Here is a 24,220-nt window from a genome sequence, read left to right as displayed (position 1 = left end):
TAGTGGACATGCTATGAGGCTGTATAAGGCAGTAGTAAAAGAAAAGCACTCGCCGACCGAGTGCTTGTAAATGAGTTCTTATGGCGCTTAGTTTCCGTACACTACGTTAGGTAAAGTGGTGATGACAGGAACACCAAGGTGTTTTTCTAATGCTCTTTTAGAGCGGATAGAGTTATCGGCTAACTCTAGTATCGTCGCTAATCCAATGCCTAAACCAGCGCCACCAATAAATCCTAAAATGACAAATACAAAACTAGGTAAGTTAGTTGGAATCGTTGGCGTGAACGGTTCATCAATGATTTTTACGCGCTTATTCTCTTCAAACTCTCCCAAAGAACCCGTTAGTTGGGCCATCTCATAGCGTTCGACGAGTTCATCATACATTTCTCTCTTCACTGCGACGTCACGAGCTAAGCGGTTGATTTCTGTTGCTGTGCTCCCAAATTGGTGCGCATTTCGCTCTAATTCTTGGATCATGTCTCGCAAGCTGTTGGTTTCTTCCGTAAGTGCTTCAAAACGTCCGCGCATCATTTGTAATTGATGTAGTTGGGAGACAAGTAGAGGCTGTGCTTCGCCAAGACTGTTTACTGTGGTATTGCTCGCGATATCCCATAGTTGAGCACTGTTTAGTTCTGGTTGTTTAGAGTTCAAGAGTACCGAGCGTTCCTGCTCCAACCGGTTTAATTCTCGCAACTTACCTTGCACCAAACTATGCGCCTCTGTGTATTTAGCGCGAAGCAGGGTAAGTTCACTACGAATGTCGATGATTTGCTCTTCCAGTTTACCGATAACCGGGTTCGTTTTGGATAGTTGTTGATCCAAACTACCTAGACTTCGTGAAACACCAGCAAGCTCCGCCTCCTTTTCGGCTAGCGTTTGTTTGAGGCTAGCAAGGCGAGTAAGGCTTTGAGCTTGCATTTCGGGCGTCGCATCTGAGTAAATATTTTTATACTCTGCAAAGGCTTGCTCTGCCTTGTCTAGTTCTTCCCTGCGTTTGTTGATATGGATAGTCAAAAAATGGCTCGAATCTTTAATCGAAGAACGCTCAGGTGCCAAAAGCTGTTCGACAAAATGCTCTCTGACAGACAGCAGCATCGACTCCATTCCTTCTGATTTACCACTTTGCAATTGAATTTGAATGAAGTCTTTACCGAGTGGCTGAACAGACAGCCGCGACGCAAGATCTTTTATGATGAACTCTTGCTCTTTTGCACTCATCTCGTCATTGATCAGCGATTGTTCTTTTGCGACAGAATACAAAACGTGTCGGCTTTTTAGCAGAGTACTGAGTGCGCTCAATCGGTCTTTAAGCATTGTTGAGACGGCAAGGTCTTGAAGGAACGGGTTCATTTTCGCTGTCTCTTGAATAAGCATGCTGGTATGAGCAACATAAGTCGTCGGAACCAGTTTACTTACGATGAAACCCAGCACCGGCAATACAAGCATAGGAATAACGATCATGTAGCGACGTCTCCAAGCGCCATGTAACAGTACGCTGAGGTTTTCTCTTAAATCGTTCATAGCGCCCTCACTAATTTATCAACTTGGTTGGCTCTTGCTTCCCAGCTTTGCTGTTGAACAAATGACTTTGAATCTGTCGGTGGCGGTAGGAGGTGATCGAGACTGGCACGCACGTCTTCGACATCTTGAACCACATGAAGCATATGCTTGTACGGCATTAATGCAGGAAACGACGTGCTAATAACGGGGGTTCCCGTTGCCAAATACTCGAGAAGCTTGAGGGGGTTACACGCTTTGATTTGAGCGTTATTAACAAAGGGCAACCAGCTTGCGTCCCAGTGTTGAGAGTAGCTTGGCAAAGTGTGATGAGCTCTTGGGCCGAGATAGTAAACGTTACTTCTTTGAGGTAGCGGATTGTCACTGAGTTCGTTGGGGCCGATGAAAACCAGATCCCAGTCAGGTGCTTGGTCTGCGACTTGGGCAATTAAGTCGTAATCTAACCATTCAGACAAACTACCATAAAAGCCCAACACTTTGCGGCCGTTGTCAGGCAAGTCTTTGGCCTTCGGTGCTGGCTCAGAAAACAGACTAACGTCGACACCATGAGGCAAAGTGACGGTTTTATGTGATGGAAACTTGGTGGAGAGCGTATCGCTTGCCGTAAAGATAACGCTGGCCGCATTAACAAGAGTACGTTCGTGCTTGGCTACCGTGTCGTGGTCAACACCAGCTAAAGCGCTAAAGTCATCGCCACAATAGTAAATCAGTCCACGTGGGTTCATTTCTGCACAAAGATCGGCAGCAGTCGGGAGCGACGTCCAAAATACAGGCTTATCAAAACCAAGAGCTTGTAATTGTTTGTTGAGTTGGTGTTTCATCATCTTAGCGGCCGCTTTTCTTGCTAATGCAGAATTAGGGGCAGGAATGGTGAGCAAGTTGATGATGTGAATGTTTGGGTTTGTTTCAGAGTCCAATGTTGGCTTGTGTGAGCCTACGTTATGAAATACACGAGTGAATTTGTTTAACGCACGCTTTATGTCTTTAGAATCCAGCTTAGGTTGACGAAGGCCAATGGAGTTAACCCAAAGGATTCGATGGTTCGCTGCTAGTCGCTTGACAATATGCTGAGTGGAAGAGGGTAACCCACCAAAATCTTCTCCAAATACTACGATGTCTGTCATGTGGCTCTCCTTGAGTCTTGGTTATTTGATTACTAATTAAGTGAGTAATCACAATGCGTGCCAAGGAATTAGCCATTTTAAAACAGTGATTTATGGGTTTTGTTTATGTTTGAAACTAGGATTTCTCATTTTGACAGTCACTTTGAACAATTCGGCTAACGACAACTGTTAATGCCGCTAGAATGTAAATTGGCCAAGTGAAACCTTGAGTCAGAAACGTGCCTGATACGATGGTACCGATAAGCCCACTTAACACGGCGTTTGCTCCTACAGAGAGGGTGTAATCTGATTTTGGTGTCAGCAATGAGATGGAATGCAAAGAGGTGCGGATCAATGACACAATTAAAGTAATGAACACCGCGAGCCCGACAAAACCCGTTTCTGCTAACACGCCAAACCAAGTACTATGGACGGCGTGGTTGATACCATCCCAGTGTGGGCTGTAGAAATAGTAATTAAAGTAGAAGTTATCTAGACCTACGCCAGTCAACGGGTGATGCAGTGCCATTTTAAATGCCGCTTCCCACGCATAAAGTCGCCCCATCGCAGAGGCATCTATACCATCCTCAGCGGCTCCCCCCGATTCTCGTCCTGAAATACCAGCGAATGCGTAGAGTACGATCGCTGCGATGGCGCCTAGTACCAAGACTAATGTTTTGCTTTTGATGTGTTTAAAAGCAAAGTAGGCAAATACAGACAGTGAACCTAGTAACCCACCGCGGCTCTGCGTCTCAATGATCGCAAAGAACAAAACCAAACAGGTGATAAGGGCAAAGAGCCTGAGATGCTTGGGGGAATGCTTCTCCATCAATTGACTAACGGTAAAGGCAAGGGGAAACATCAGCACTAGTGCCAAATCGTTAGGATCGCCAAGTACGGAACCTATGGATCGTCCTATCGACACGCGCGTTCCTTCGACTAAATCAATGCCATTCGCTGCGTTTTGTAATGCCACTAGACCAATCAATAATCCGGCGAAAATAATTGCTTTTGACATCTGAGCGAGCTGTGAAGGTTTAGTAATAAGCCAGGTGATGGCCAACGTCATAATGATGATTTTCCAATAGGTGTTTTTGAACACCGTTATTGCGATATCACGACTGGAAGCGAATATGATTCCGATGATCACCAGACCCCAAAATATACACAGCCACTTTAATGAAGGGTGCCAAAAAGCTGTAATCTGGCGGCTTATAAGAAGGTGAAAAGCGAGTGCGGCGAGTGCCCCCAGTGATAAGAGTAATGGGATCTTGAAGTTATAGATAACAGGAAAGGCTTCGTGAATACGAAAGAATGAAAAAATAACGAACAGTGTGACAAGCCAAAACGTTTGATTGAGAACAAACAGTAACGCGAGTGGTGCGAAACACAACGCAACAATCAAAATGGGATGAGGCATAACAATCCAAAGCAGGCCGATACAGACTGTAATCGTCAGTGCTGCGATGGACTGTTTTGTTCTCACCTTGGTTTCATTCATAACGAGTATCTCTTCACCTGTCCACGCCGTTTCACTATGTATCGAGTGAGAGCATTGAGCGTCTCTTTACTCATGTAGCGAGTGGCTATCCCTGCCAGCAAACTGCATGTCAAAATGCAAATTGCGATGGCGATTCCTATTGATTGTGAAGAGTGAAGCAGGAACAGTGCCACACCGGATATAATCTGTAATAAAACCATCAGACTGAGGTGAAAAGGCAACGTCATACATTGTTGGCCTACTACATAAGTCAGGCCCAACTTACACAGTTGTGCGTAATAAAGCGCAATGAACACCCCATAAATACCCAGAGAAGATAAGCCAAACAGCAAAGCAATCGCAACGCACGCAGAGACGACATTTATACCCAGTAGCCAGCGAGTACGACGCTTGTACAAAATGGAGATGTTAATCAACTCACTCCATTCTTTTAACATGGCGATAGGTAGCAAGAATAAGCTGAATAGTACCGCCTCATGATAGGTTTCTGGCAGTAAGTAGGTGATCATCACCATTGCTAATGTGCCGACCACTACACTCAAACCTGTAATGTAAATCATACCTAAGTGTGTGATGCGCACTGCTTCAGTATTCTTGCGCCCTTCTAAGTAGTTAAATCGACGTGGCATCCACCACATGCCAAACGGCTGCACTAAAATACACATGCCCACTGCAAATTTTACCGCTATCGCGTAAATCCCTAACGTCGCAAGAGAAGTGTTGGCACCAATGAACCAGCGTTCAGCGCCATTGAGACAAAATGCTACTAAACCGGCCATCATCATTGGTAGGCAGTAGTTTAGGTATTGTTTTGCCAATGTCAGCTTAGGAAGTGTGACATTGTAACGGTTAACGATGTGCAGCCAAACAAATTGAGTAATAGCAGCCAACAAGCCACCCCACAAAACAGAAATAACATGGGGATGAACAGACAGCGCCGCGACGATAAAAATGACCTGAAAAATGGTGGTAGTGACCATGACGTTAAGCAGAGTTCTTGCTTTGTCGTCTTGTGTTCTTAACCAGGCAGTGCCGATTGCAATACTGCCTTCTAGAACGATGGCAAACATAACAATAGCAAATTCGACTCGCGTAAAAGGCGCGGGAATGGGGGCGATTAAAATGATAGTGAGCAAGCTAAGAGCGACGACGCCAGCGATGAGTAAAGCAAGTGAGTACAGCTGGTTTAGTAGGCTTGTGCGCGTATTTTTATCCTTTTCAACGCCGACGAATCGATAAAGCGCTTCATGCAAAGCGAAACTGACAAACAAGGTCGTAACAACACCAAAGGTTGTTAGAAGCTCAAGCTTGCCCATTTGCTCTGGTGAGAGAAAGTGGGGCAATACAGGCAGCATGATTAGGCTGATGCTTTTATTGATCACTAAGGCGATAGCAAATAGCGTCATGTTGGTCATTGCTTTAGACATGATCATATCCTTTGATGTCTCGCGGTGTCTTGAGTGTGCAATCATTGTTGGTAGCAATTTCGGCAGCAAGGTGCTGGGCGATTGGCAAATAACAACGTTCGGCTGTGTATAATTGAGAAACATTGAGTGCTTCGATACCCATCGTTACTTTCATCCACGGCGATTCATTCAAAAGGCGAATTGCGTTGTGTAACGAAGCCACATTGTTAGGCGTGTATTTAATACAATTTCGGCCGTGAGTTAACACGCGGTCCCAATAACTATCATCATGTGGAATGACGACACACATACCTGCAGCGAGCGCTTCCAAAATAGATAACCCAAAAGGTTCGTTGAGACTGGTGGAAACAAACACACCACACTGTGAACGCAATTCATCTAAGTTGTTTGGGCACTCATGCCATTCAACACCTTGTGTGTTGAAGTCCGGTGTTGAATATTCCACACCTGCCACGTTAGGTTTGATGTAACACACGGTGGATTTGATCTTTTTCGACTCATCAAGTGTTAAAGCATCAAGCAAAAGATCGATGTTCTTCCATTTTAGTAAGCTAGCTGCCCAGAAAACGCGGCTTGAAATCGGATTCGCTTGTTTTGGCCAGCGATCTTTCGATAATCCATTAACAAACGTAGATGTATTCAAACCACACCAATAGCGTTCGGTGGCTGGCTTCTCTGTTTTGAGGTAGGCCTGTAATGCTTCTACCATTGATTCGCGGGTGTTTGCCAAGTAGTAAATTGCCGATGCTTTTACTAAGCAGTAGCCAGCAGATCTCGATCGTCCAATAGGGCCATGAACCATCTGTACCACAGGCTTTTTGCTAATTAATCGTAGTAAGTACAAAGGCATATCATTACTTGGGCAAGATAGGCCCAAAAAGCTATCTATTTTTGGCAGCTTCATGCACGCGTAGAGAAGTTGGAGAAAGTAGTAAGCGTTCATCAACCAGTAGGTCAGTCCATGAGTCGAGTTAAATGGTGATGGTTTTATTTTTATAACTTGCACACGCGGTGTATCACTAAGCAGTGACGCCCAATGCTCTGGATTTGTAGTGAGTAGATAACCAATCACGTTCAGCTTATCGCACTGCTTAAGGAGCTCTGCATTCGCGATTTTGGATCCACCTTGCATTGGGATGGCGTCGAACATCAATACACGTTTCATGACTGGGCTCCTCAATTGATGCTCAACCAGCGTGAAAGAGGCTTCATGCAGTGAGTCATTGGCATTGGTGTAATGGCGTTGTTATTAAGTTCACCTTCGTAAATATGTTCAATAGCGTTGATAGATGCAGTCGTCGTTAAGTTCTGGCTAGCATGTAGGTAAGCGTTTTCCGCCAGCTTGTTTCTTAATGCCGCGTCTTGCATGACTTGTTGAATCGCGTTTAACAGGCTCGCCATTCCACTGTTCTGGTACAGCAATGCAGAGTGATTATGCTCGAACAACTCAGGAATGCCTCCCGTTTTAGGAGCCACGATAGGCAGTTGAGCTAAGGCCGCTTCCCCGAGCACGAGACCAAAGGCCTCTTCATAGGCGCCGCAAATAAAAGCGTCTGCATTACCACACATCCACGCTCCGGCATTGTGTTGCTCCCCGACAAAGTGCACTCGCTCTTGGATACCAAGATCCGCGGCAAGCTGTTGCAATGCTTCTCTTTCTTCGCCGTCACCAACAATAACAAGGTGAGGGTTGTGGTGGTGGTAGTTGTGCATGCGCATTGCGCGAATAAGGCGGTCGAACCCTTTGCGCTTAATCAGCGAACCCACCGACAGAAAGGTAAAGGCCTGTGATGGGATTCCGAGGCTATCTTTAATGTCGATGGGTGTATCCACGCCTTGAAGTGACACGCCGTTGTGTACGACATGAAGTTGGTTTTGTGGGTAGCCGTCCTGAAGAATTTCGCGTCCAACATCTTTGCTAACGCAAATCAATTTTGGAGAGAGGTGAAGTCCGAGAGAGAAGCGATCGCGCAATGTATAATGGCAATGAAGTTGCGTGACAAGTGGTATATGATTCATGCGAGCAGCCAAACACATCCATTGACAAGGGCCGCCGCTATTGACGTGTACCAAGTCGATGCTGTGCTTTTCGATCAAATCTGAGCCTTGTTTGATAAGGCTATTCCACCCGCTAATATCCCAGCGTGGAGCGCTCCAACCACCCACCAAATTGAAGGCTGAATGTTCCGCTTCAATTCCGAGCGATTGGCACTTATCGATTAATGGTTGGCAGTTTGACCATACGAATGGCTCAAACTTATTGCGGTCGATTCCTGAAATGAGATCCAGAAGCACCACTTCACTGCCGCGAATCCAATTATCACCATAATGAACATATAGAATGCGTTTTGGCGTAGTCATAAGTCACCTCTGTCTCATCATTAATCTGCGTTAACTGCTGAGCTGCAATAGAGATGCCAAAATATGCCATTAGTTTATGTGATTGAATCTTATATGATATTTATGTTTGGAACTCATCATTCTCATATTGAGAACCAATATGGATTAGTGATCCGTTTCAATTTGATATTTTTGTAGCAATACGGGAATCACACTTTGCGCTGAGAAATCATCAATGATGGTTTGTCGAGCATTCTGGCGAATGAGTGATTGTTGCGCTTCACCAATCGACATCCAGTCATGAAGACATTTAGCAAGAGAGGGAATGTCTTCGACGATAAAACCATTTTTACCCGTTTGGATAATATCTGGAAGACGACCTACACGTAAGCTCATCACGGCAATGCCTCTCGACATGGCTTCAAGCGCCGCCATCGGAAGACCCTCATAACGAGAAGAAATGATAAGTACACTGATATTTTCCCAAACACCTTCCATATCGGTTTGATGGCCGAGGAAAGTCACGTTTGAAGGGGCAGTTTGATTAAGCGACTCTTTTTCTGGGCCATCACCGTACACACTAAACTGTAATGTTGGACAGAGCCTCGCTACCTCAATAAATTGATCGGCGCCTTTTTCCTGACTCAATCGGCCGACAAAAGCGATCTCCTGATAGTTGAGTTGACTGTTGGGAATCGAAACAAAGTTATTCAGCAGTTCTGAAGAACAAAAAACTTTGCGCTGAATACTTGGACTGACAGCAAAGCAATGGTCAGATAGGCAGCCTGAGCTTCTATCAAGCCAATCGTATAGCCATAGCTTCCCTGAGGACGATTCACCAGCATGATAAGTTGAAATCAAACGAGGAAACGTACGGGTGAGCAGTTTGGCGCAGCGCGACAAAATCGACGCTTTATAACCATGGGAGTGAACCACTGAGGGTTGGTGATTGGCGACGGCGCTTGTTAGGTGTTTAATTTTTAAAGCTTTATTGGGCTCGCCAGACAAATAGTTTAAGTAACTCACAGGGATCGCGGCTTCTTTTGCCTTCTGTACAATCTGAGCAGCTGGTGAATACTCAGTGGTTAGCACAACTCGAGCTTTGTTTCCAAAGGCGATTAATCCCCGAGCTAGCTCGATAACGTGACTTTCAATGCCACCGAATAGACGGCTATCAAGCAAGATCCAAATTTCACCAATGGCAGGTTTATCAAGATTGTTCGAGATTAATTTCATCCGCTTCCCACGCTTGTTTTTTTCGGTAAACCGTAGATGGGCTTAACTCCAGCATGACAGCGGCGTTGAGGACGTTGCCATCACAGTACGCAATTGCGTTTTGAATTGCTTCACGCTCTACTTGCCACATAGGGCGAATGGTTCCATCAGAGTTAAAGTACGGTGAGGTAGCAGCAGAGGACGGTGTACCAGGCTGCTCCGCTGCGGTAATCAAAGGTTCGACCGCAGAAGGTGAAGGTTCCTCAGTATAAACAGGTGGTGGTGTGATTGGTGCAATGTTTGCTGACTCTTGAGCAACATGCGCAGGCGTCGTTGTTTTCGTCACTTTAGACTTTTTAGTAAGTTGAGCGGGTAGGTCGCTCACCGTGACTTTTTCGTCGTTATTAAGCACCACAATGTTACGTATGATGTTTTGTAGTTGCCTTACATTACCCGGCCATTCGTAATGCTTGATGATATGTTGAGCTTCACTGTCGATTGTTGAGAATTTCTTTTTGTCCTGTTTGGCGTAAGTGGTCAAGAAGTGCTTGGCAAGCGTGACGATGTCACTTCCTCGTTCACGTAATGGGGGCATATCGATAGGTATAACGTGCACACGGTAGTATAAGTCTTCACGAAAACGACCTTCTTCTACTTCTGTTAATGGATCTCGGTTAGTGGCACAAATGATTCTCACATCTACTTTCATTTCTCGAGTGCCACCAAGAGGGGTGTAAGTGCCCGTTTGTAGAAAACGGAGCAACTTCTTTTGCATCTCAAGTTCCATTTCACACAGCTCATCAAGAAAAAGCGTACCACCATGTGCCAGCGTCGCCGCACCTTTTCGATCTGTTGTTGCTCCAGTAAAGGCCCCTTTAACGTGACCAAAAATCTCACTTTCCATCAAATCTCGTGGAATAGCCCCACAGTTAATTGCAATAAAAGGCTTGTCTTTACGGTCGCTCTGGCGGTGGACGGCTTCAGCACAAACTTCTTTACCTGTGCCGCTTTCTCCCACAATAAATACACTGGCAGAAGTTGGCGCAACAGCATCAATGGTCTTGTATACCGCCTGCATCGGGAGGCTTGAACCGATGAATCCGTGATAGTTGTGGCGATCAAACTTGGACTGAATATTTTCCACCAAATCTTCCAATTTGGCGCGTTTAAGGTGCAATGCAACTGACGTTTTTAGGCGATCAGCGTTTATGGGCTTTTCTAAGAAATCTTCCGCACCTTTTTGAATTAGATTAACGGCTAAGTCGACGCTGCCGTGTGCCGTAGCAATAATAACGGACGTAGGAATGTCATTCTGGTTGATCCAATCCAGCACGTCTTCGCCAGACATGTCGGGCAGTTTCAAATCGAGAATGATGAGCTGAGGTTTGCTTCTTTCAATAAATTGAATCGCTTCGCGACCTGTCTCGACATGAAAAATGTCATAAGGTTCGTCTTTAACATACTGCTTATAAAGTATGGCTAGTGAAGTAGAGTCCTCTACCAGTAACACCCTTGGTCTCATAGTCCCATCCCAACGTAGTTTGTTTCATTTTTTATGATTTTTGTCAGCACTACTATTTGGCGTTATGAGTGGTTTATTGCTCTCTAGTGCTGAAAATTCTCAATTTGAGAAAAGCGTTATTTAAGTATTAGCACAAGGTAGGAAATTTGCGAAAAATCCATACTTTTTAATTGATTAAGTTATGCCCAAATAATTTCAAGGTGTGTGGCTTGGCGAGGGTGACTGAATTTGGAGCCTAAATTTCTGAGATGATGTCGGCATCGCGCTTTATCAAACGCGATGCTTCGCTAGGGAGTAAGACACTGATACTACTCAAACCCTTGAGCTTTTCGCTTTTCTAACGCATCAAACGATTCATTGGCGAGTTGAGGAAGTGTTTCACAAAGCTCCAATGCTTTTGGTATTTTTCCTTCGACACAGTACTTCTCAATCATTCTTGCTTGTCTTGAAAGCGTTCGATTGCCTAGAGCGAGAGCAGAACTGCCCAGTGTGTGAACCTCGAACTCTAATGTTTGAAGGTCTTTTGTGCTTAATGCTTGCTCTATTTTCTCCATGCGATCGCGTGACTCTTCGACATAGTGATCAATCAAGGTAGGGATGATTTCGGCGCACGTATCTTTGATCATTTGCTGAAGAATATGCTCATCCACTAATTCTTGCTCGACAGTCAATGTGTTATTTATCGTCATAATAGCGCTCCCTATAACATAAACAGTTCGCTTTTTTTAATTTGCTGAGACAGTTTTTCTTTCCACTTTTTTGGTAAGAAACGCAGCTTGGAAACTTGGCGGATTAACTCATCTTTCAGGCTTGGAGTGTGCTTCATGTTCAGTACAGAACCAATCAAGTTCGCATCGCTAGCATCGAGTAGCTTTTTGGCTTGCTCGAGCTGGGTTGCAGTCGTAGAGCCATAATGCGCTACTAACAAAGTAGCATCACATACGCCAGCAATCACTTGAGGCGCAATATTGCTTCGGTTGACACTGAGAAGTGGTGATGTATCTATCACGACGCGCTCGTACTGCGTTAACCATTGTGCAATGTTTTGTTTCAGCGTTGTTGGGTCTCGGTACGCTAACTGAGTACTGGCGAGAGATGGAGCTGGGAGGCCGACTAAAGTTTGGTGTGTATTCTCTCGTGTGATCAAATGGCCAACCTTCTCGTCATCATCAAATTCGTGAACAGTGTGATAAGCGGGTTTGAATAAGTTAAGGTCTACATACAAAGTATTGTGGCCTGCTAAAACCAAGCGCTCTGCAAGAGATGACGCCACGGAAGTGACACCATCTTCAGATTTACAACCCACAACACAAATCGTTTTGTGGCCTTTCTGTTCACTCTGAAGATAAATTTGCTCAATCTCAGCGTGAGTTGCAGGAATAGTCATTACAACGCTCCTATTAACACGATGGTTGTGGTGATTTGTAAAATATCTCTTAATCCGGCCCTCGCTTTTTCAACAAAGCTTTCGTCTTTATGGGGAATGTAAATCGTGTCGCCTGCGCGAATGACTGGCAGCTCATAAATGTTGGCTGTTTTACTAAAGTTCACCAAATCAAATGTTCGGGCTTGGCCCTGGCAGCAAGACATATTGACCACACTGATCTTTTCAAGGTAGGCATTGTCAGTTGGTCCTCCTGCTTCCGCTAACAGATCAAGCACAGTCATGTTGTCATTGAATACGTATCGCCCTGGGTCTCTTACTTCACCTAATACGCGTACCGTGGACTCTTTTGAACGATCTAACCAGTTTTTGTTTTTTTCTGGAATGTAAATGGTATCACCAGGACGAACGTGGGGCAGAATTGATTCATCGCCTGTTTCAAAGTACATCGATAAATTCAATTTACTCACTTTGGCATAACCTAGGCCTCGGTGTGTGACACGGATGTTGTGAATATCTGCATCCATTGTCGGTCCATCGGCGGCAGACAAAATATCCAGAAAATGCATATCTTCAGTGAAACGATAGCGCCCAGGTGCATTGATTTGCCCGAAAACGTATATCGATGCGTCAGAGCTTTGGCTTACCCATTGCGATTTATTATCGGATGGGTCGTCAGGCAATGCATGTACCCTTACGACTGTACCAGCGGAAACTTGAGGTAGGCTTGATGTTGGTGAGCCATCCAGAATGTATTGGTCTAAGTCAAATTGTGTCATTTGACCGTTATTGGCGACTTCAATTTTGGTGGTATCAGCTCGTCGAGTTGGGCCTCCAACGTGTGCAAGCAGATCAATCAAATCCATTTCGTCTGACCACTCGATGCGTCCAGGGCGAACAACTTCTCCCATCACTGCGACCGCTCGACTAGGTGCTACTTTTAACCAAGACTTCTCATTGAAATCGGTTTTCTCCGGCACGAAAATCGCGTCTCCTGGTCCAACATTTGGTGGTCTGGCTGAAGATAGTCCTTCTGTATGCGCGGTAAGATCGAATTTGATGACTTTGCCATCGGCTTTTATAACGCGAATTTGGCGAGATTCTGCGTAGCGAGTGGGCCCGCCAGCGTTGGCGAGGATATCCATGAAGCTAGCGCCTTGCTTGCCTTCGTATGCCCCAGGATGGGCGACTTCACCCATCACGTAAACCACATTTGCACCTGCTTTGATTTCTTCTTCCTGTTTTGGGACAAAGATGGTGGCACCTGGCAGGATCTCCGGCAGTAGGCTTTGGTCTCCAGTATCAAGGTACTTTTTCAGGTTAAACATGGTTGGGTTATTGTTTGTTATCACGCGAATTTGCTCAACACTGGCATATCGTGTCACGCCGCCAGCTCGCATTACGACATCAACTAGCGTGGTGTTTGGCTTGTATGAGAACGAGCCAGGTGCGTTGACTTCACCAAAGACTTTGATTGCACGAGCGGAATCTGCGCTGTCACCTGAATTCGCGAGTTTTGCTGCATCAAACTCTTGCTCAATATTCCCTACGAGTGGGGAAGCGGGGACAAATAAGACATCCAGTGATTCTAGTTTTGGCAGTTGGCTATTGTCCCCCGTATCAAGGAAGCGTTTGTAGTCAAATTCAATGTTTTTATTTCCACGTTTCACGATCATTTTATCAAGCTGAGCCCCTGCGCGCAGGCCGCCAGCTTCGTACACAAACATTTGAATGTTGGACCCAGAAGGTAAGGTATATTCACCGGGTTTGACCACGTAGCCTTGAACGGACACTAACAACTGTTGCTGTTTAATAAAAACTCGAGCGTTGTTAACGTCACGATAAACGGTCTTTAGCCTGTCGATAATCACGTCTTGGAGTTGTTGTTCATTGTAGCCGGCCACTAATACAGGGCCGACTTCTGGTAAATTAATTCGTCCACGACGATCGACCTGAAACCCTTGGTTTAACGACGCCTCTCCGGGTAAGTTAATCTGTATTAAATCACCGACCTTAACAGTATTGCTCTCATCCGCTATGGAAGAAGGTACCCACGCAACCAGACACAACAACATTAAGAGGATAAATGGTTTCATCGTGTTCATAGCGCGCCTCCTGCCGTTGAGTTGCGGTTTATTGAGGTATCGCTATCTGAATTAGGGCTAATAACCTCGATGCTTACTCGACGATTAGTTAAACGCACGGCGGATGTTTCACCTTCATAGAGTGGCAGGTTATCTCCGACAGATTTGGTAGTGACTCTCTCTGAAGTGATACCAAATACGGTTAGGTAACGCTTTACTTGTTCTGCACGCGCTTGAGCAAGTTTCTGGTTGTAATCGGGTGTTCCAGTTGCATCCGCATGCCCCGTTACTACAAGAGATAGGTTGGGGTGGTCACGTAAAATGTAGGCTGCTTCTGCCAAATGTCCCATGTACTTCGGGTTGATTTCTGCTGAATCGACAGCAAACTGGTTGTCGATATTAAGTAGTGCATAGATATCCGAGACTATGTTTAGGTCGCTACGTAGTGCTTCAATATCATCGGGCGGTGTGCAAGTTGTTTGGCTCAGTACGTAGTCGAGTTGTTGTTCGAGCTGGTTTAAGCGTCGACGCTGAATCACAAGGTCGTTGGCAGCGTCGAGTAAAAGCCCACCTTCTAACTCGCGCGCAATTCTATTTTGTTTTTCAAGGGCCTGAACAACTGCCGCAGGAAAACACCAGCGCGCGCCCTCTTGGATTAGTGCGTCTAGATGTAACTTGGTCAATTGCCAATCAAACCTTAACCCATGTTCTGGACCTAAAGGCTCGTCAGGCATTACTGGGGAAAACTGATAATTCTCGATCGAGATATCTTGATAGCTTTCCGCCAAGCCACCTTTCCCGTGTTCTGGGTAGTCAAACGACGAACAACCAAACATGCCGACAACAAGACCGCTTACTGCATATCGTCGTAAAAGATTTACCATGCCAACCTCCGTTTAAACCGGTATTTTTAGTGTCCTTTTGAGTTAACGGGAATGGCATGGTTGATACGAAGCAAGCTCATGATTTCTAAAGGTTGGCCTGATACGTTTTCAATACTCATGCTTCTTTCACGTTCAACTAGACGCTTATATAAGTAAACAATGGCACCAATCCCTGAAGAATCAAGAAATTGGACGTGCTGTAGGTTAATTTCGACTTCTTTGTGATGATTGTTGTGAATTACTTCATCAATGTGATGTTGTGCTTGTCGACAGCCACTTGCGTCTAAGTCACCAAAAAACTCAATGGCTAACTTGTCTTGATTGATTTCTAGTTTGCGTAATTCCATGACTCTGTCTCCGTTTGTTTTTCTAATTGGATATAGAGCAGGTAACGTGCCAATTTGAAATTAATGAAAAATCAAACAGTTAAATATTGTTAATTATATTGTTCAATTTGAGAAAGGACTGATTCTCAAATTGAGAATCAAAAACGCACAGAGAAATGGTTTGCTTATAAGAGGTTTTGAGCCGAAAGAAGTCGTTAGACCGGGGGAGGCACGTCATGATTAGATTCCAACTCGATTGACGAACCATCCGCCATACGAGAATAATGTGTAACGACTAAATGCAAAACCTGTCTAAAGTTTATGATTATCTTTGCAAATTATTACTAATGTTGATTGTTATGAGTCGAAGAATAACTAGTAATAAATAGGTCATCGAGAGGACTTACGTTTCAATAAAGGCGATTTTTTGTACAAGGTCTTCTTATGCCATTAAAAATGACATTAATTGCGCTGGCTGTTATGGCAGCGTCTTCACAGCCTCAAGCGGATACGTCTTTCGCACCACCAGTTTCTCTTGCACAAAGCTATCAGGATGGCATTGATGTGTCTGAATATTGGTATAGCGAAAAACTTGATGGTGTTCGCGCTTATTGGACTGGGCAACATCTCGTGACGAGAAATGGTAATCGAATCTACGCCCCAGATTGGTTTACAGGACCTTTGCCTGATTATCCGTTGGACGGTGAACTTTGGGCTGGGAGAGGTAACTTCCATCTTGTTCAGCAAACGGTATTAGATAAAACTCCTGTAGAGTCTGCTTGGCGACACATCGACTTTATGATCTTTGATATGCCATATTCCGCTGGTGATTATCGGAAGCGTTATTACAACATCAAAGATTTAGTGCTTGAAGTCGACCAGCCTCATATCAAATATGTCGAGCACCGAGCCATTCAAAATGAAGCTCATCTGTTTACACAGTTGGATAAAATTTCAATATCCGACGGTGAAGGGGTGATGTTGCGGAAGGTATCAAGCCGCTATCAGGCTGGACGCGGTAGTGATTTGCTTAAACTTAAACGATACGCAGATGATGAAGCGTTAGTTGTGGGTTATAAGCCAGGAACAGGGCGCTTATTAGGTATGATGGGAGCAATGTTAGTTCGCTTACCAAATGGCATTGAGTTTTACATCGGTAGCGGATTTACCGATGAAGTGCGTCGCCAGCCTCCGAAAATTGGTTCAACCATTACATTTAGATATAACGGTTTTACACATACTGGTAAACCACGTTTTGCTCGATTCTTGCGTGAAAGGTTGAAGGAATAGAACGCTCTGCACTTACTAGTTGCCAACGGTTACGCCACATCGTTTGAAGAGACCCTGCCAAAACTGAACGTGGTTTAGGGTTTCTTGCCTAAATGTCCTATGTGCCTCAATGATGCCATACTGGTGACCATGGAGTTGCATACGGTTCTCCACCAAAGTGGCACCATCATTAAGTTGTTGATAGGTGCTGTCTAAATAAGCCAAATAAGGTTGCACTTCTTCAACGTAAATGGATTGAAAGACATTTCTTAAGTAGCGGAACTGGGTGGTGTCTCTGTTCGGCCCGCACAATACATTGCTCTGGTTCTGCTCAAGTAGCTGAGTTGTCGCTTTTAACCAAAGGGATGTATTTACCATTGAATAGTAAAGTCGTCCGAGTAAACGAGATTTCTCTAACTCTTCTTGATATTGAGTAACTTCCACATCGGGTAGACGTGAGACCGCGCGGTGGGGTAAATCATACATTTCGCTGAAAATACGATAGACATCGTTAATGCGTGCAATATCATTCGTCGTATTTTGAGATAGCCAATCAGAGGCTGTTAGTTGCTTTTGCATGGCATCACTTACGAGTAGTAAGTTGTCGAGATGAATGTCTAGATGTTGCCACTTGGTTGAGTAAAGCTCTGTCAATGTCGCGCGTTCTTCATCGCTAAGTGGAAATTCGGATAAACATCGATTTATGACTCTTAAAAGGGCAGTTTGATAATCAAAATCATGAAAGGCATCCTGCACCTTTCCAAGTTGTGAGTTTTTCTCGGCAAGTAAATTAAAGAGTCCGCATTGTCGTAATTGATAGCTCTCTAGCAGGCCAATAGATAGCCTTGGCAATGGCTCGAACAAAACGCGTTTCGCAGGAATCGTTACCGTAGACTGTAATTCTATTGGAATAGCAGGAACGTCCAATACATTGGCTACACGTTGATGATACTTATCAAACATGGCGTTCTCTGGATTGAACCAGTTATCACAACCATTAAGAATCAAGATTAAGAACAATAAAATAGACCGCACAAATATCCTTTTTTATAACTTCGTATCCGTTGTCTAGAGAGCAAAATCAACCACTTCGCAATCTTGTTATAAGTATACTCAACCGTGTGATTATTCGATCAAAAAAGCCAGCGGATGCTGGCTTTTTTTACTTTTTATTGAACTGAAAAGTTCAATTGCACTTCTGGCTCTTGGCGATGCATCCAACGCATTCTGACGCCTAACATAAAGGCCGCAGAAGATAGGCCGATGATAAAACCAAGCCAGAAGCCTTGTGCTCCCATTGGCTCGACAATCCAGTCTGTACGGCCAAGGACGTAACCAATTGGCAGCCCAAGAATCCAATAAGCAATAAAAGTACGGTTGAAGATGGCTCGCATGTCTTTATAGCCGCGTAATGCACCAGCTGCGATCACTTGAACCGCATCCGTACATTGATAAACAGCGGCAAACACGAGCAGGTGCATCGCTAGAGTGATTACCTCTGGGTTGCTAGTATAAAGCTCGGCGATCCACTCACGAGACAAGACGGTTAAAATCGCTGTGAGAACGGACAATGCTAGACCAACCATAATGCCGACTCGTGACGCTACGCGCGCGCCATCTACGTTTTCTTCACCAAGTCGATGGCCGACACGAATGCTTACTGCTGCACCAATACTCATTGGTAGCATAAATACCAACGAGGAGAAGTTAATCGCGACTTGATGCGCTGCCACAATGATAGGACCCAGTGGTGAAACGAGCAGTGCAACAACAGCAAACAATGTCACTTCAAAAAACAGCGCTGCTGCAACAGGAAAGCCGAGCTTGAATAGACGAACTTGCGCTTTCCATTGTGGGCGATGCCATTCTCCAAATAGGTTGATGCTTTTCAATCGCTCTGATGTCATCACATACAGCAATAGCATGGCAAACATGACCCAGTAAACAATCGTGGTTGCTACACCACAGCCAACACCGCCTAATTCAGGTGCACCAAACTTGCCGTACACGAAAATCCAGTTTAGAGGAATGTTGAGCAGCAAACCGATAAAGCCAATAACCATTGCCGGTTTCGTCAATGACATACCATCCGTAAAGCTTCTAAGCGTTTGGAAAAGTAAAAAAGCGGGTACTGCTAATATAACGGCATGAATGTATCCCACCGTTTTTTCAGCCATCAGTGCTTCAACATCCATCAGCCCGAGAATAAACTGGGTTTGAAGCAGGACTGCAATTATCGGCACACTGATCAGCAATGCCAAAACGACGCCTTGCTGAATTTCAAACGGTATTTTCACTCGACGACCAGAGCCATTTAACTGTGCGACAACAGGGACCAATGCCATTAATAAACCCACCCCAAACAAAATGGATGGTAGCCAAATACTTGAAGCGACAGAAACCGCAGCCATGTCGGTGGCGCTAACGCCGCCAGCCATTACGGTATCAACAAACCCCATACCAGTTTGAGCGACAGATGCGATCAATACCGGGGTCGCCAATTTGATAAGACTTGATGCTTCTTCTTTATAGCGATGCACGAAAAATACTCCAGAGCGGAACAATAAGTTGAAAGAATGAGAGTACTCGAGGGCAAAAGATGTGGTGAACGGATCTGATGGTTGATTTTAGTCACGATAAGGTGAAAAAATGCCTCGGAGAAACTCCGCGCAAATGATAAACAATTGTATGTTTATATTCCATAGCTAGGTAGTGAATAGTCGATAACAGTGACTGGACGCTCTCCACGCTAAGGATACGCTTTTACTGAGAACAGCAGCGAATCATGGTAATGTTGAAGCATGCATGAGAACAAACCAGTGTTCATTAAGCCGTTGCTTTATCGTCTGCGGTCTTTATTTCCGACCTGTAGCGCAGTGTTTAGGGCTTAGTCTTCGACTACAGTTGGTATTAAATCAATAGGTAAAAAGAAATGTTTACAGGAATAGTTCAGGGTACGGCGAAGGTCGTTAAAATTGATAAAAAAGAACGCTTTCAAACGCACGTTGTCGAGTTAAGCGATGAACTTTGTAAAGGGTTAGAAATTGGTGCATCCGTTGCACACAACGGATGTTGTCTAACTGTGACTAAGATCGAAGGCAACCTTATCAGTTTTGATTTAATGCAAGCGACATTGGCTCTTACTAATTTAGGTCGGCTGGTGGAAGGGGATAGCGTAAACATTGAGCGCGCGGCTAAGTTTGGTGACGAAATAGGCGGGCATAGTATGTCTGGTCATATTAGTTTAACGGCAGATATTGTCGATATCATCGATACGCCCAATAACCGCACGATTTGGTTCCAACTGCCGCAAGAATCAATGAAATATGTATTAGCGAAAGGTTACATTGGTTTAGATGGCTGCTCGCTAACTATTGGTGAAGTTGAAGCGTGTCGTTTTTCGGTACACCTAATTCCAGAAACCTTGCAGCGAACGCTTTTCGGAGTGAGACAAGTAGGGGAGCGTGTTAATATTGAGTTTGATCCTCAGACTCAAGCAATTGTTGATACTGTTGAGCGCGTTCTTGCAGCAAAACAGCTTTAGAATGAGAAAAAGGAGCCTAGTGCTCCTTTTTCATTTAAGCGTTTTTATATTTCTGATGTTCACATGCTCGAGCTGTTATTCGTAATTGTCATCGATAAATAGTTCGACCTTATCTTGTAACTCATCCACTCGCATATTTAGGTGGATAGCGTGGCAACAAGCTGGGCAATCATCATAAAACTCTTGGTCACCATTACTTGCATCTAATGTAATGCCGATAGAGTGTCCGCAATGCGGGCACTTTACATACCTTTCGGTATAATTTTTCATACAGCAACTCCTAATCTCGCAGGGCTTTTAAACACACTATTCATCAATGAAGTACAGCCCTTTACTTACTTTGCCTACAAGGAAAATAGGCACAATCCAAAGTTAAGTCTCCTTTGATATTAGGCAGAGTTGTTGCTAATTGAGTCGAAATAAGTACAAAACTTGACCCCAAACTCAACCTTGATCTTAGGGTGATTTTCTGTAGTGATGTGCCTCGAGATTTTACATCTTGAAATATGCAGTGGCTTCCAAATTAATAAGAAATGATTTTATTAATAACCAGTTGAGCCTGTTCCAAGTAATGGCCGCCAAACAAATTACAATGGTTGAGAACATGGTAAAGGTTATAGATATCTTTACGTTCCTCATAGCTTGAAGAAAGTGGCATAACCGATTCGTAGCCTTGATAAAATTCTGGCTGAAATCCACCAAAAAGCTCTGTCATCGCAATATCACACTCCCTGTCCCCCCAATAGCACGCAGGATCGTAACAGATAGGACCGAATGCAGTGAGTGCCGCATTTCCATTCCATAAATCGCCATGCAACAAAGAAGGTTTCGGAGCATGGTTTGCTAGCCGCTGTTTTACGACGTCGATAAAGTCATCGATATCAACCAAGGTGACGCCTTTTTCTTTAAGGAGCTGTAATTGCCAACCTATGCGTTGCTCAGCAAAGAATACACACCATTTCTTGTGCCATTTGTTGGGCTGTAGAGTCGAACCGAGATAGTTGTCGGTATCAAAACCAAACTCTTTTTGCTCGCCCCACTGGTGTAGGTGAGCTAATTGCTGCCCAAATTTAAAGCTGTTGGGACCATCTTCTAATGGTTTCGTTGGAAGGTAGTTAAGAATTAGGAATGAGGCATTTTTGGTTTTACCAACCAATACCACCTCAGGTACAAATAGGGTTGATGTTTCACGCAAAAGATGCAGGCTTTCAGCTTCTACCTCAAATTTAGACAAAAACTCGCGATCGTTAATTTTCACAAAATAACGTTGCTCGCCATCATTGATCATGTAGCTTTCACTGATATCCCCACCAGACAGCCTTACTTTTTCCGTGATCTGGTAATCGAACAATAAAGTATCAGAAAGCTGTTGCGATATTGCTTGCCACATACAAAACCTCGCGAATCTATTTGACCACCAATAGTTTAGGATAAATAGCAGGGAGTTGGCGCTATGTTGAGCATACTTAGTAAAGAAACCTTCCTCTTAGTGTAGTCAATTTGTATAAATGTGAATCAAATCGCTTATAAGCCTCTGATTTGTTGGCTTAGCATATGGAGATGAACGTTTACAACAGGTATTATGATTTTTTTGACGTTAGTTCCATTGGTGGCATGAAAATACTGATATGTGATGACTCAGCTGTTGCAAGAAAGCTTATTGCGCGTTCTATCGTACAAGATACATCATTGCATCTTATTGAAGCGCAAGATGGTTATGAGGCGCTTAATATTCTTGCTGAGCAAAATATCGATATTTTGTTTCTCGATTTAACGATGCCCATAATGGATGGTTTTGAGGTCCTCGAATCATTACCTGTTAGTCAGTACCCGACCAACATCGTCATTATTTCTGGAGATGTTCAACAAGAGGCAAAACAGCGCTGTCTCGATCTTGGTGCTCAAGCTTTTATCGCTAAGCCTCTGACAGAAGAGCAGGTGCTCCCACTATACGAACAATTAGGACTGCATTATGCGTTCAAACCTAGTCATTCGGTTGATTCTAAAAACCAGGGTTGCGAAGAGCTTTCCTTACTAGCCAAATTCCGTGAAATTGCGAACATTGCCCTTGGTAAAGGGGCTGCGATTATGGCCGACCATTTACATGAGTTCATACAACTTCCTGTTCCTCATGTTGGACCGTTGTCCTACGGCGAGCTTCATATGACACTGGTTGATGTGGTTGGGCGTGACAGTTCCGTTGCGGTAGCGCAGAGGTTTGTCGGTGGTGGTATTCACGGAGAGGCACTGGTGTGCTTACGTGGTAGGGATATCAATCAGATTGGGGAAAAATTAGGTTACCTCCTTGAGTTTACGCCTCATAATGAAATCATCTTGAATATCTCTAACCTACTGGTTTCGTCATTTCTCACATCATTGGGCGATCAACTCGACAAGCAGTTCTCACTTCGTCAGCCAGGCATTGTGGATACCTTAACACCTTATTGTGAAGAGCAAGGCGAGTTGGGTGAGCTCTTTACTATCGAATACACCTACATGGCAGAAGCGCTCGATTTCGAGTGCGAGGTACTGTTTTTAATTGATAAGCCATCCGTAGAAATAATCTATGAAATCATGGAGCTAATCTAATGTCCGATATCACGCTGGACATAGCAGACTTTCATTGGGTCACACAAATTCTCGATACGATGGATTCAGGGCTTATTGTTTTGGATCAAGAGTATAAAGTGTGTGTGTGGAACAGTTTTATGCAGTCATACAGTGGCATTCTATCACAAGAAATTCTTGGTGAATGTTTATTTGAGCATTTTGAAGAGCTGCCAAGAACTTGGCTAGAAACCAAGATAAAAGCTGCCGCCGATCTGGAAACTCGTTCTTTTTCTAGCTGGGAAAACCGACCGTATCTTTTTAAGTTCAACAATTTTTCTCCGGTTTCAAACAGCAGTGATTTTATGTATCAAGATATCGTGATCACGCCGTTAATTGGGCTCTCAGGAGAGGTCAGCCACATAGCGATTCAAGTCAATGATGTTTCTGAAACTGCGAGAAATCGCATTCATTTGAAAGAAACAAATCAACATTTGTCGGAAATCAGTCGCAAAGATGGTTTAACAGGTTTATTTAATCGCGCTTATTGGGAGCAATCATTGAAAGATGAGTTTGCTCACTTAAAAGTTATCGACGGACCATGCTCATTAGTAATATTCGATATCGACCACTTTAAGAAGGTGAATGATACTTATGGTCACCCGACAGGGGACGAAGTCATTCGTCGAACCTCTGCCTTGTTGAGAAAAACAGCAAGAAGCAGTGACATCTGCGGTCGTTTTGGTGGTGAAGAGTTTACCGTACTACTTCCTCACACAAACCAGGAGCAAGCTTGCTATTTCGCAGAGCGTTTGCGCAAAAGAATTGAGCAAGAGATCGTGAAAGTGGAAGATTTTTTGATTAATTACACGATAAGTATTGGTGTTTGCGAGTATAAGCCTTATTTTGAAACTCACACTCAATGGTTAAAGAGTGCCGATGCTGCGCTGTATCGTGCAAAAGAAAATGGTCGTAACCAAACCTGTTTGCATGAAAATGGCTGAAATATAAAAAGGTTTGAAGAAACCCTGTATCCGAATTCAGTGAAGCAAAGCTCAATTGTTTGAAAATCATCCAGTTGGTTCGTGAATGTTTGTTAATATGAAATAAGTTAATGAAATTTTCTCGGCATGTCTTACTATTGAAACTATTCTGCTTTCAGCTTCGAAGGCTTGCAATAAACGGAGAAAAACAGTGGTTTTAGAAACCGATGGATATCTCGCTCTTATCGAGCACTTGTCTCTAAATCTAGATATTTTTACGACCGAAATTGGCGACACTGGATCCGAAAGCATCGAAGATGTTGTCACCGATATGGTGGCTTCAAACATCATGGCGATTTTCGAGCAAAATCCAGAACTTCACTCGAGCGTACGTTTCAAATTGTTGAAAGAGGCTGATGCAGTTGTTGAAGATCTTGGTGAGATATTGGCTGGGGTATGGCATAAAAAAGCGACCAATGAACAGATCACGTTCCTTGATGAATACATCGCTCTGGTCAAAAATCTGTTCGATAATGCTGTTGCGACTTACGACTGATATTGTTTTAACTTACA

22 protein-coding genes are annotated in these 24,220 nt (G+C 44.1%); 5 read left to right on the top strand and 17 right to left on the bottom strand.

All coding sequences use genetic code 11. The features are described 5' to 3' along the window. Positions 1-87: 87 nt before the first annotated feature. The 13 genes from R7041_RS08590 to R7041_RS08530 form a co-directional block, all read right to left on the bottom strand. Positions 88-1,521, bottom strand: a complete 1,434-nt coding sequence (locus tag R7041_RS08590) for a GumC family protein (RefSeq protein WP_054574134.1) — start codon at positions 1,519-1,521, stop codon at positions 88-90. After that, positions 1,518-2,642: a glycosyltransferase gene (locus tag R7041_RS08585; protein ID WP_064368400.1), complete on the bottom strand. Its 1,125-nt coding sequence runs from the start codon at positions 2,640-2,642 to the stop codon at positions 1,518-1,520. Before R7041_RS08585 ends, R7041_RS08590 begins: the two co-directional genes overlap by 4 nt. Before the next feature lie 115 nt (positions 2,643-2,757). After that, entirely contained in the window at positions 2,758-4,122 is a 1,365-nt protein-coding gene (locus R7041_RS08580) for an O-antigen ligase family protein (protein ID WP_005377645.1), read from the bottom strand. Then, positions 4,119-5,549 carry a lipopolysaccharide biosynthesis protein gene (locus R7041_RS08575; protein ID WP_175413445.1) on the bottom strand — a complete coding sequence of 477 codons (1,431 nt, stop codon included), beginning with the start codon at positions 5,547-5,549 and terminating at the stop codon, positions 4,119-4,121. Before R7041_RS08575 ends, R7041_RS08580 begins: the two co-directional genes overlap by 4 nt. Then, positions 5,542-6,714 (bottom strand): glycosyltransferase, encoded by a 1,173-nt coding sequence (locus R7041_RS08570; RefSeq protein ID WP_005377641.1) that lies wholly within the window; start codon positions 6,712-6,714, stop codon positions 5,542-5,544. The genes R7041_RS08575 and R7041_RS08570 overlap by 8 nt, the downstream gene beginning before the upstream one ends. Positions 6,715-6,725: 11 nt before the next feature. Next, positions 6,726-7,910 (bottom strand): glycosyltransferase, encoded by a 1,185-nt coding sequence (locus R7041_RS08565; RefSeq protein WP_206949519.1) that lies wholly within the window; start codon positions 7,908-7,910, stop codon positions 6,726-6,728. Between the two features lie 144 nt (positions 7,911-8,054). After that, positions 8,055-9,125, bottom strand: coding sequence for a glycosyltransferase family 4 protein (locus R7041_RS08560; RefSeq protein WP_206949517.1), 1,071 nt, complete (start codon positions 9,123-9,125; stop codon positions 8,055-8,057). After that, positions 9,100-10,626, bottom strand: a complete 1,527-nt coding sequence (locus R7041_RS08555; protein ID WP_064368410.1) for a sigma-54-dependent transcriptional regulator — start codon at positions 10,624-10,626, stop codon at positions 9,100-9,102. The genes R7041_RS08560 and R7041_RS08555 overlap by 26 nt, the downstream gene beginning before the upstream one ends. A gap of 308 nt (positions 10,627-10,934) precedes the next feature. After that, positions 10,935-11,315 (bottom strand): Hpt domain-containing protein, encoded by a 381-nt coding sequence (locus R7041_RS08550; protein WP_206949515.1) that lies wholly within the window; start codon positions 11,313-11,315, stop codon positions 10,935-10,937. Between the two features lie 11 nt (positions 11,316-11,326). Next, positions 11,327-12,013 (bottom strand): AAA family ATPase, encoded by a 687-nt coding sequence (locus tag R7041_RS08545; RefSeq protein WP_005377635.1) that lies wholly within the window; start codon positions 12,011-12,013, stop codon positions 11,327-11,329. Further along, positions 12,013-14,115: an SLBB domain-containing protein gene (locus R7041_RS08540; RefSeq protein ID WP_017820662.1), complete on the bottom strand. Its 2,103-nt coding sequence runs from the start codon at positions 14,113-14,115 to the stop codon at positions 12,013-12,015. Before R7041_RS08540 ends, R7041_RS08545 begins: the two co-directional genes overlap by 1 nt. After that, positions 14,112-14,978 (bottom strand): OmpA family protein, encoded by an 867-nt coding sequence (locus tag R7041_RS08535; RefSeq protein WP_017820663.1) that lies wholly within the window; start codon positions 14,976-14,978, stop codon positions 14,112-14,114. Before R7041_RS08535 ends, R7041_RS08540 begins: the two co-directional genes overlap by 4 nt. Positions 14,979-15,004: 26 nt before the next feature. Continuing rightward, entirely contained in the window at positions 15,005-15,325 is a 321-nt protein-coding gene (locus R7041_RS08530; protein WP_017634929.1) for an STAS domain-containing protein, read from the bottom strand. Between the two features lie 423 nt (positions 15,326-15,748). Between R7041_RS08530 and R7041_RS08525 the strand changes: the two genes are divergently transcribed. Continuing rightward, positions 15,749-16,594: a DNA ligase gene (locus tag R7041_RS08525; RefSeq protein WP_053307085.1), complete on the top strand. Its 846-nt coding sequence runs from the start codon at positions 15,749-15,751 to the stop codon at positions 16,592-16,594. A 15-nt stretch (positions 16,595-16,609) separates the two neighbouring features. On the opposite strand, the gene R7041_RS08520 is transcribed toward R7041_RS08525, so the two are convergent. Next, the gene (locus R7041_RS08520; protein ID WP_042522941.1) at positions 16,610-17,608 is read right to left on the bottom strand and encodes a DUF3080 domain-containing protein; all 999 of its coding nucleotides are present in this window, start codon (positions 17,606-17,608) and stop codon (positions 16,610-16,612) included. Between the two features lie 134 nt (positions 17,609-17,742). Further along, positions 17,743-19,113: an MATE family efflux transporter gene (locus R7041_RS08515; protein WP_005377626.1), complete on the bottom strand. Its 1,371-nt coding sequence runs from the start codon at positions 19,111-19,113 to the stop codon at positions 17,743-17,745. A 392-nt stretch (positions 19,114-19,505) separates the two neighbouring features. Between R7041_RS08515 and R7041_RS08510 the strand changes: the two genes are divergently transcribed. Continuing rightward, positions 19,506-20,117, top strand: a complete 612-nt coding sequence (locus tag R7041_RS08510) for a riboflavin synthase (RefSeq protein WP_005377625.1) — start codon at positions 19,506-19,508, stop codon at positions 20,115-20,117. Between the two features lie 75 nt (positions 20,118-20,192). On the opposite strand, the gene R7041_RS08505 is transcribed toward R7041_RS08510, so the two are convergent. Both R7041_RS08505 and R7041_RS08500 read right to left on the bottom strand, forming a co-directional pair. Then, complete coding sequence (locus R7041_RS08505; protein ID WP_017634925.1) at positions 20,193-20,387, bottom strand: CPXCG motif-containing cysteine-rich protein; 195 nt, start codon at positions 20,385-20,387, stop codon at positions 20,193-20,195. Positions 20,388-20,640: 253 nt separating this feature from the next. Next, positions 20,641-21,507 (bottom strand): fructosamine kinase family protein, encoded by an 867-nt coding sequence (locus tag R7041_RS08500; RefSeq protein ID WP_042522943.1) that lies wholly within the window; start codon positions 21,505-21,507, stop codon positions 20,641-20,643. A gap of 224 nt (positions 21,508-21,731) precedes the next feature. Here R7041_RS08500 and R7041_RS08495 point away from each other — a divergent pair, with 224 nt between their 5' ends. From R7041_RS08495 to R7041_RS08485, 3 genes are all read left to right on the top strand, one after another. Continuing rightward, the gene (locus R7041_RS08495; RefSeq protein WP_042523017.1) at positions 21,732-22,706 is read left to right on the top strand and encodes a response regulator; all 975 of its coding nucleotides are present in this window, start codon (positions 21,732-21,734) and stop codon (positions 22,704-22,706) included. After that, a complete protein-coding gene (locus R7041_RS08490) occupies positions 22,706-23,668 on the top strand; it encodes a GGDEF domain-containing protein (RefSeq protein ID WP_005377621.1) in 963 nt (320 codons plus the stop codon). The genes R7041_RS08495 and R7041_RS08490 overlap by 1 nt, the downstream gene beginning before the upstream one ends. A 190-nt stretch (positions 23,669-23,858) precedes the next feature. Beyond that, on the top strand, positions 23,859-24,203 hold the full coding sequence (locus R7041_RS08485) for a DUF3802 family protein (protein ID WP_005377620.1): 345 nt from the start codon (positions 23,859-23,861) through the stop codon (positions 24,201-24,203). The last annotated feature ends 17 nt before the right edge of the window (positions 24,204-24,220 follow it).

Origin of the sequence: Vibrio sp. 1751, assembly GCF_033339895.1 — a bacterium.
Classification (GTDB): Bacteria; Pseudomonadota; Gammaproteobacteria; order Enterobacterales; family Vibrionaceae; genus Vibrio; species Vibrio alginolyticus.
This window is presented reverse-complemented; position numbering and strand designations above follow the sequence as displayed.

Bases quoted from the DNA above. Each gene is read 5' to 3' on its own strand.
- R7041_RS08580 (WP_005377645.1), bottom strand. From the start codon at position 4,122: ATGAATGAAACCAAGGTGAGAACAAAACAGTCCATCGCAGCACTGACG.
- R7041_RS08535 (WP_017820663.1), bottom strand. From the start codon at position 14,978: ATGGTAAATCTTTTACGACGATATGCAGTAAGCGGTCTTGTTGTCGGC.
- R7041_RS08550 (WP_206949515.1), bottom strand. From the start codon at position 11,315: ATGACGATAAATAACACATTGACTGTCGAGCAAGAATTAGTGGATGAG.
- R7041_RS08585 (WP_064368400.1), bottom strand. From the start codon at position 2,642: ATGACAGACATCGTAGTATTTGGAGAAGATTTTGGTGGGTTACCCTCT.
- R7041_RS08490 (WP_005377621.1), top strand. From the start codon at position 22,706: ATGTCCGATATCACGCTGGACATAGCAGACTTTCATTGGGTCACACAA.
- R7041_RS08495 (WP_042523017.1), top strand. From the start codon at position 21,732: ATGAAAATACTGATATGTGATGACTCAGCTGTTGCAAGAAAGCTTATT.
- R7041_RS08510 (WP_005377625.1), top strand. From the start codon at position 19,506: ATGTTTACAGGAATAGTTCAGGGTACGGCGAAGGTCGTTAAAATTGAT.
- R7041_RS08570 (WP_005377641.1), bottom strand. From the start codon at position 6,714: ATGAAACGTGTATTGATGTTCGACGCCATCCCAATGCAAGGTGGATCC.
- R7041_RS08560 (WP_206949517.1), bottom strand. From the start codon at position 9,125: ATGAAATTAATCTCGAACAATCTTGATAAACCTGCCATTGGTGAAATT.
- R7041_RS08545 (WP_005377635.1), bottom strand. From the start codon at position 12,013: ATGACTATTCCTGCAACTCACGCTGAGATTGAGCAAATTTATCTTCAG.
- R7041_RS08505 (WP_017634925.1), bottom strand. From the start codon at position 20,387: ATGAAAAATTATACCGAAAGGTATGTAAAGTGCCCGCATTGCGGACAC.
- R7041_RS08540 (WP_017820662.1), bottom strand. From the start codon at position 14,115: ATGAACACGATGAAACCATTTATCCTCTTAATGTTGTTGTGTCTGGTT.
- R7041_RS08555 (WP_064368410.1), bottom strand. From the start codon at position 10,626: ATGAGACCAAGGGTGTTACTGGTAGAGGACTCTACTTCACTAGCCATA.
- R7041_RS08590 (WP_054574134.1), bottom strand. From the start codon at position 1,521: ATGAACGATTTAAGAGAAAACCTCAGCGTACTGTTACATGGCGCTTGG.
- R7041_RS08530 (WP_017634929.1), bottom strand. From the start codon at position 15,325: ATGGAATTACGCAAACTAGAAATCAATCAAGACAAGTTAGCCATTGAG.
- R7041_RS08565 (WP_206949519.1), bottom strand. From the start codon at position 7,910: ATGACTACGCCAAAACGCATTCTATATGTTCATTATGGTGATAATTGG.
- R7041_RS08500 (WP_042522943.1), bottom strand. From the start codon at position 21,507: ATGTGGCAAGCAATATCGCAACAGCTTTCTGATACTTTATTGTTCGAT.
- R7041_RS08575 (WP_175413445.1), bottom strand. From the start codon at position 5,549: ATGTCTAAAGCAATGACCAACATGACGCTATTTGCTATCGCCTTAGTG.
- R7041_RS08525 (WP_053307085.1), top strand. From the start codon at position 15,749: ATGCCATTAAAAATGACATTAATTGCGCTGGCTGTTATGGCAGCGTCT.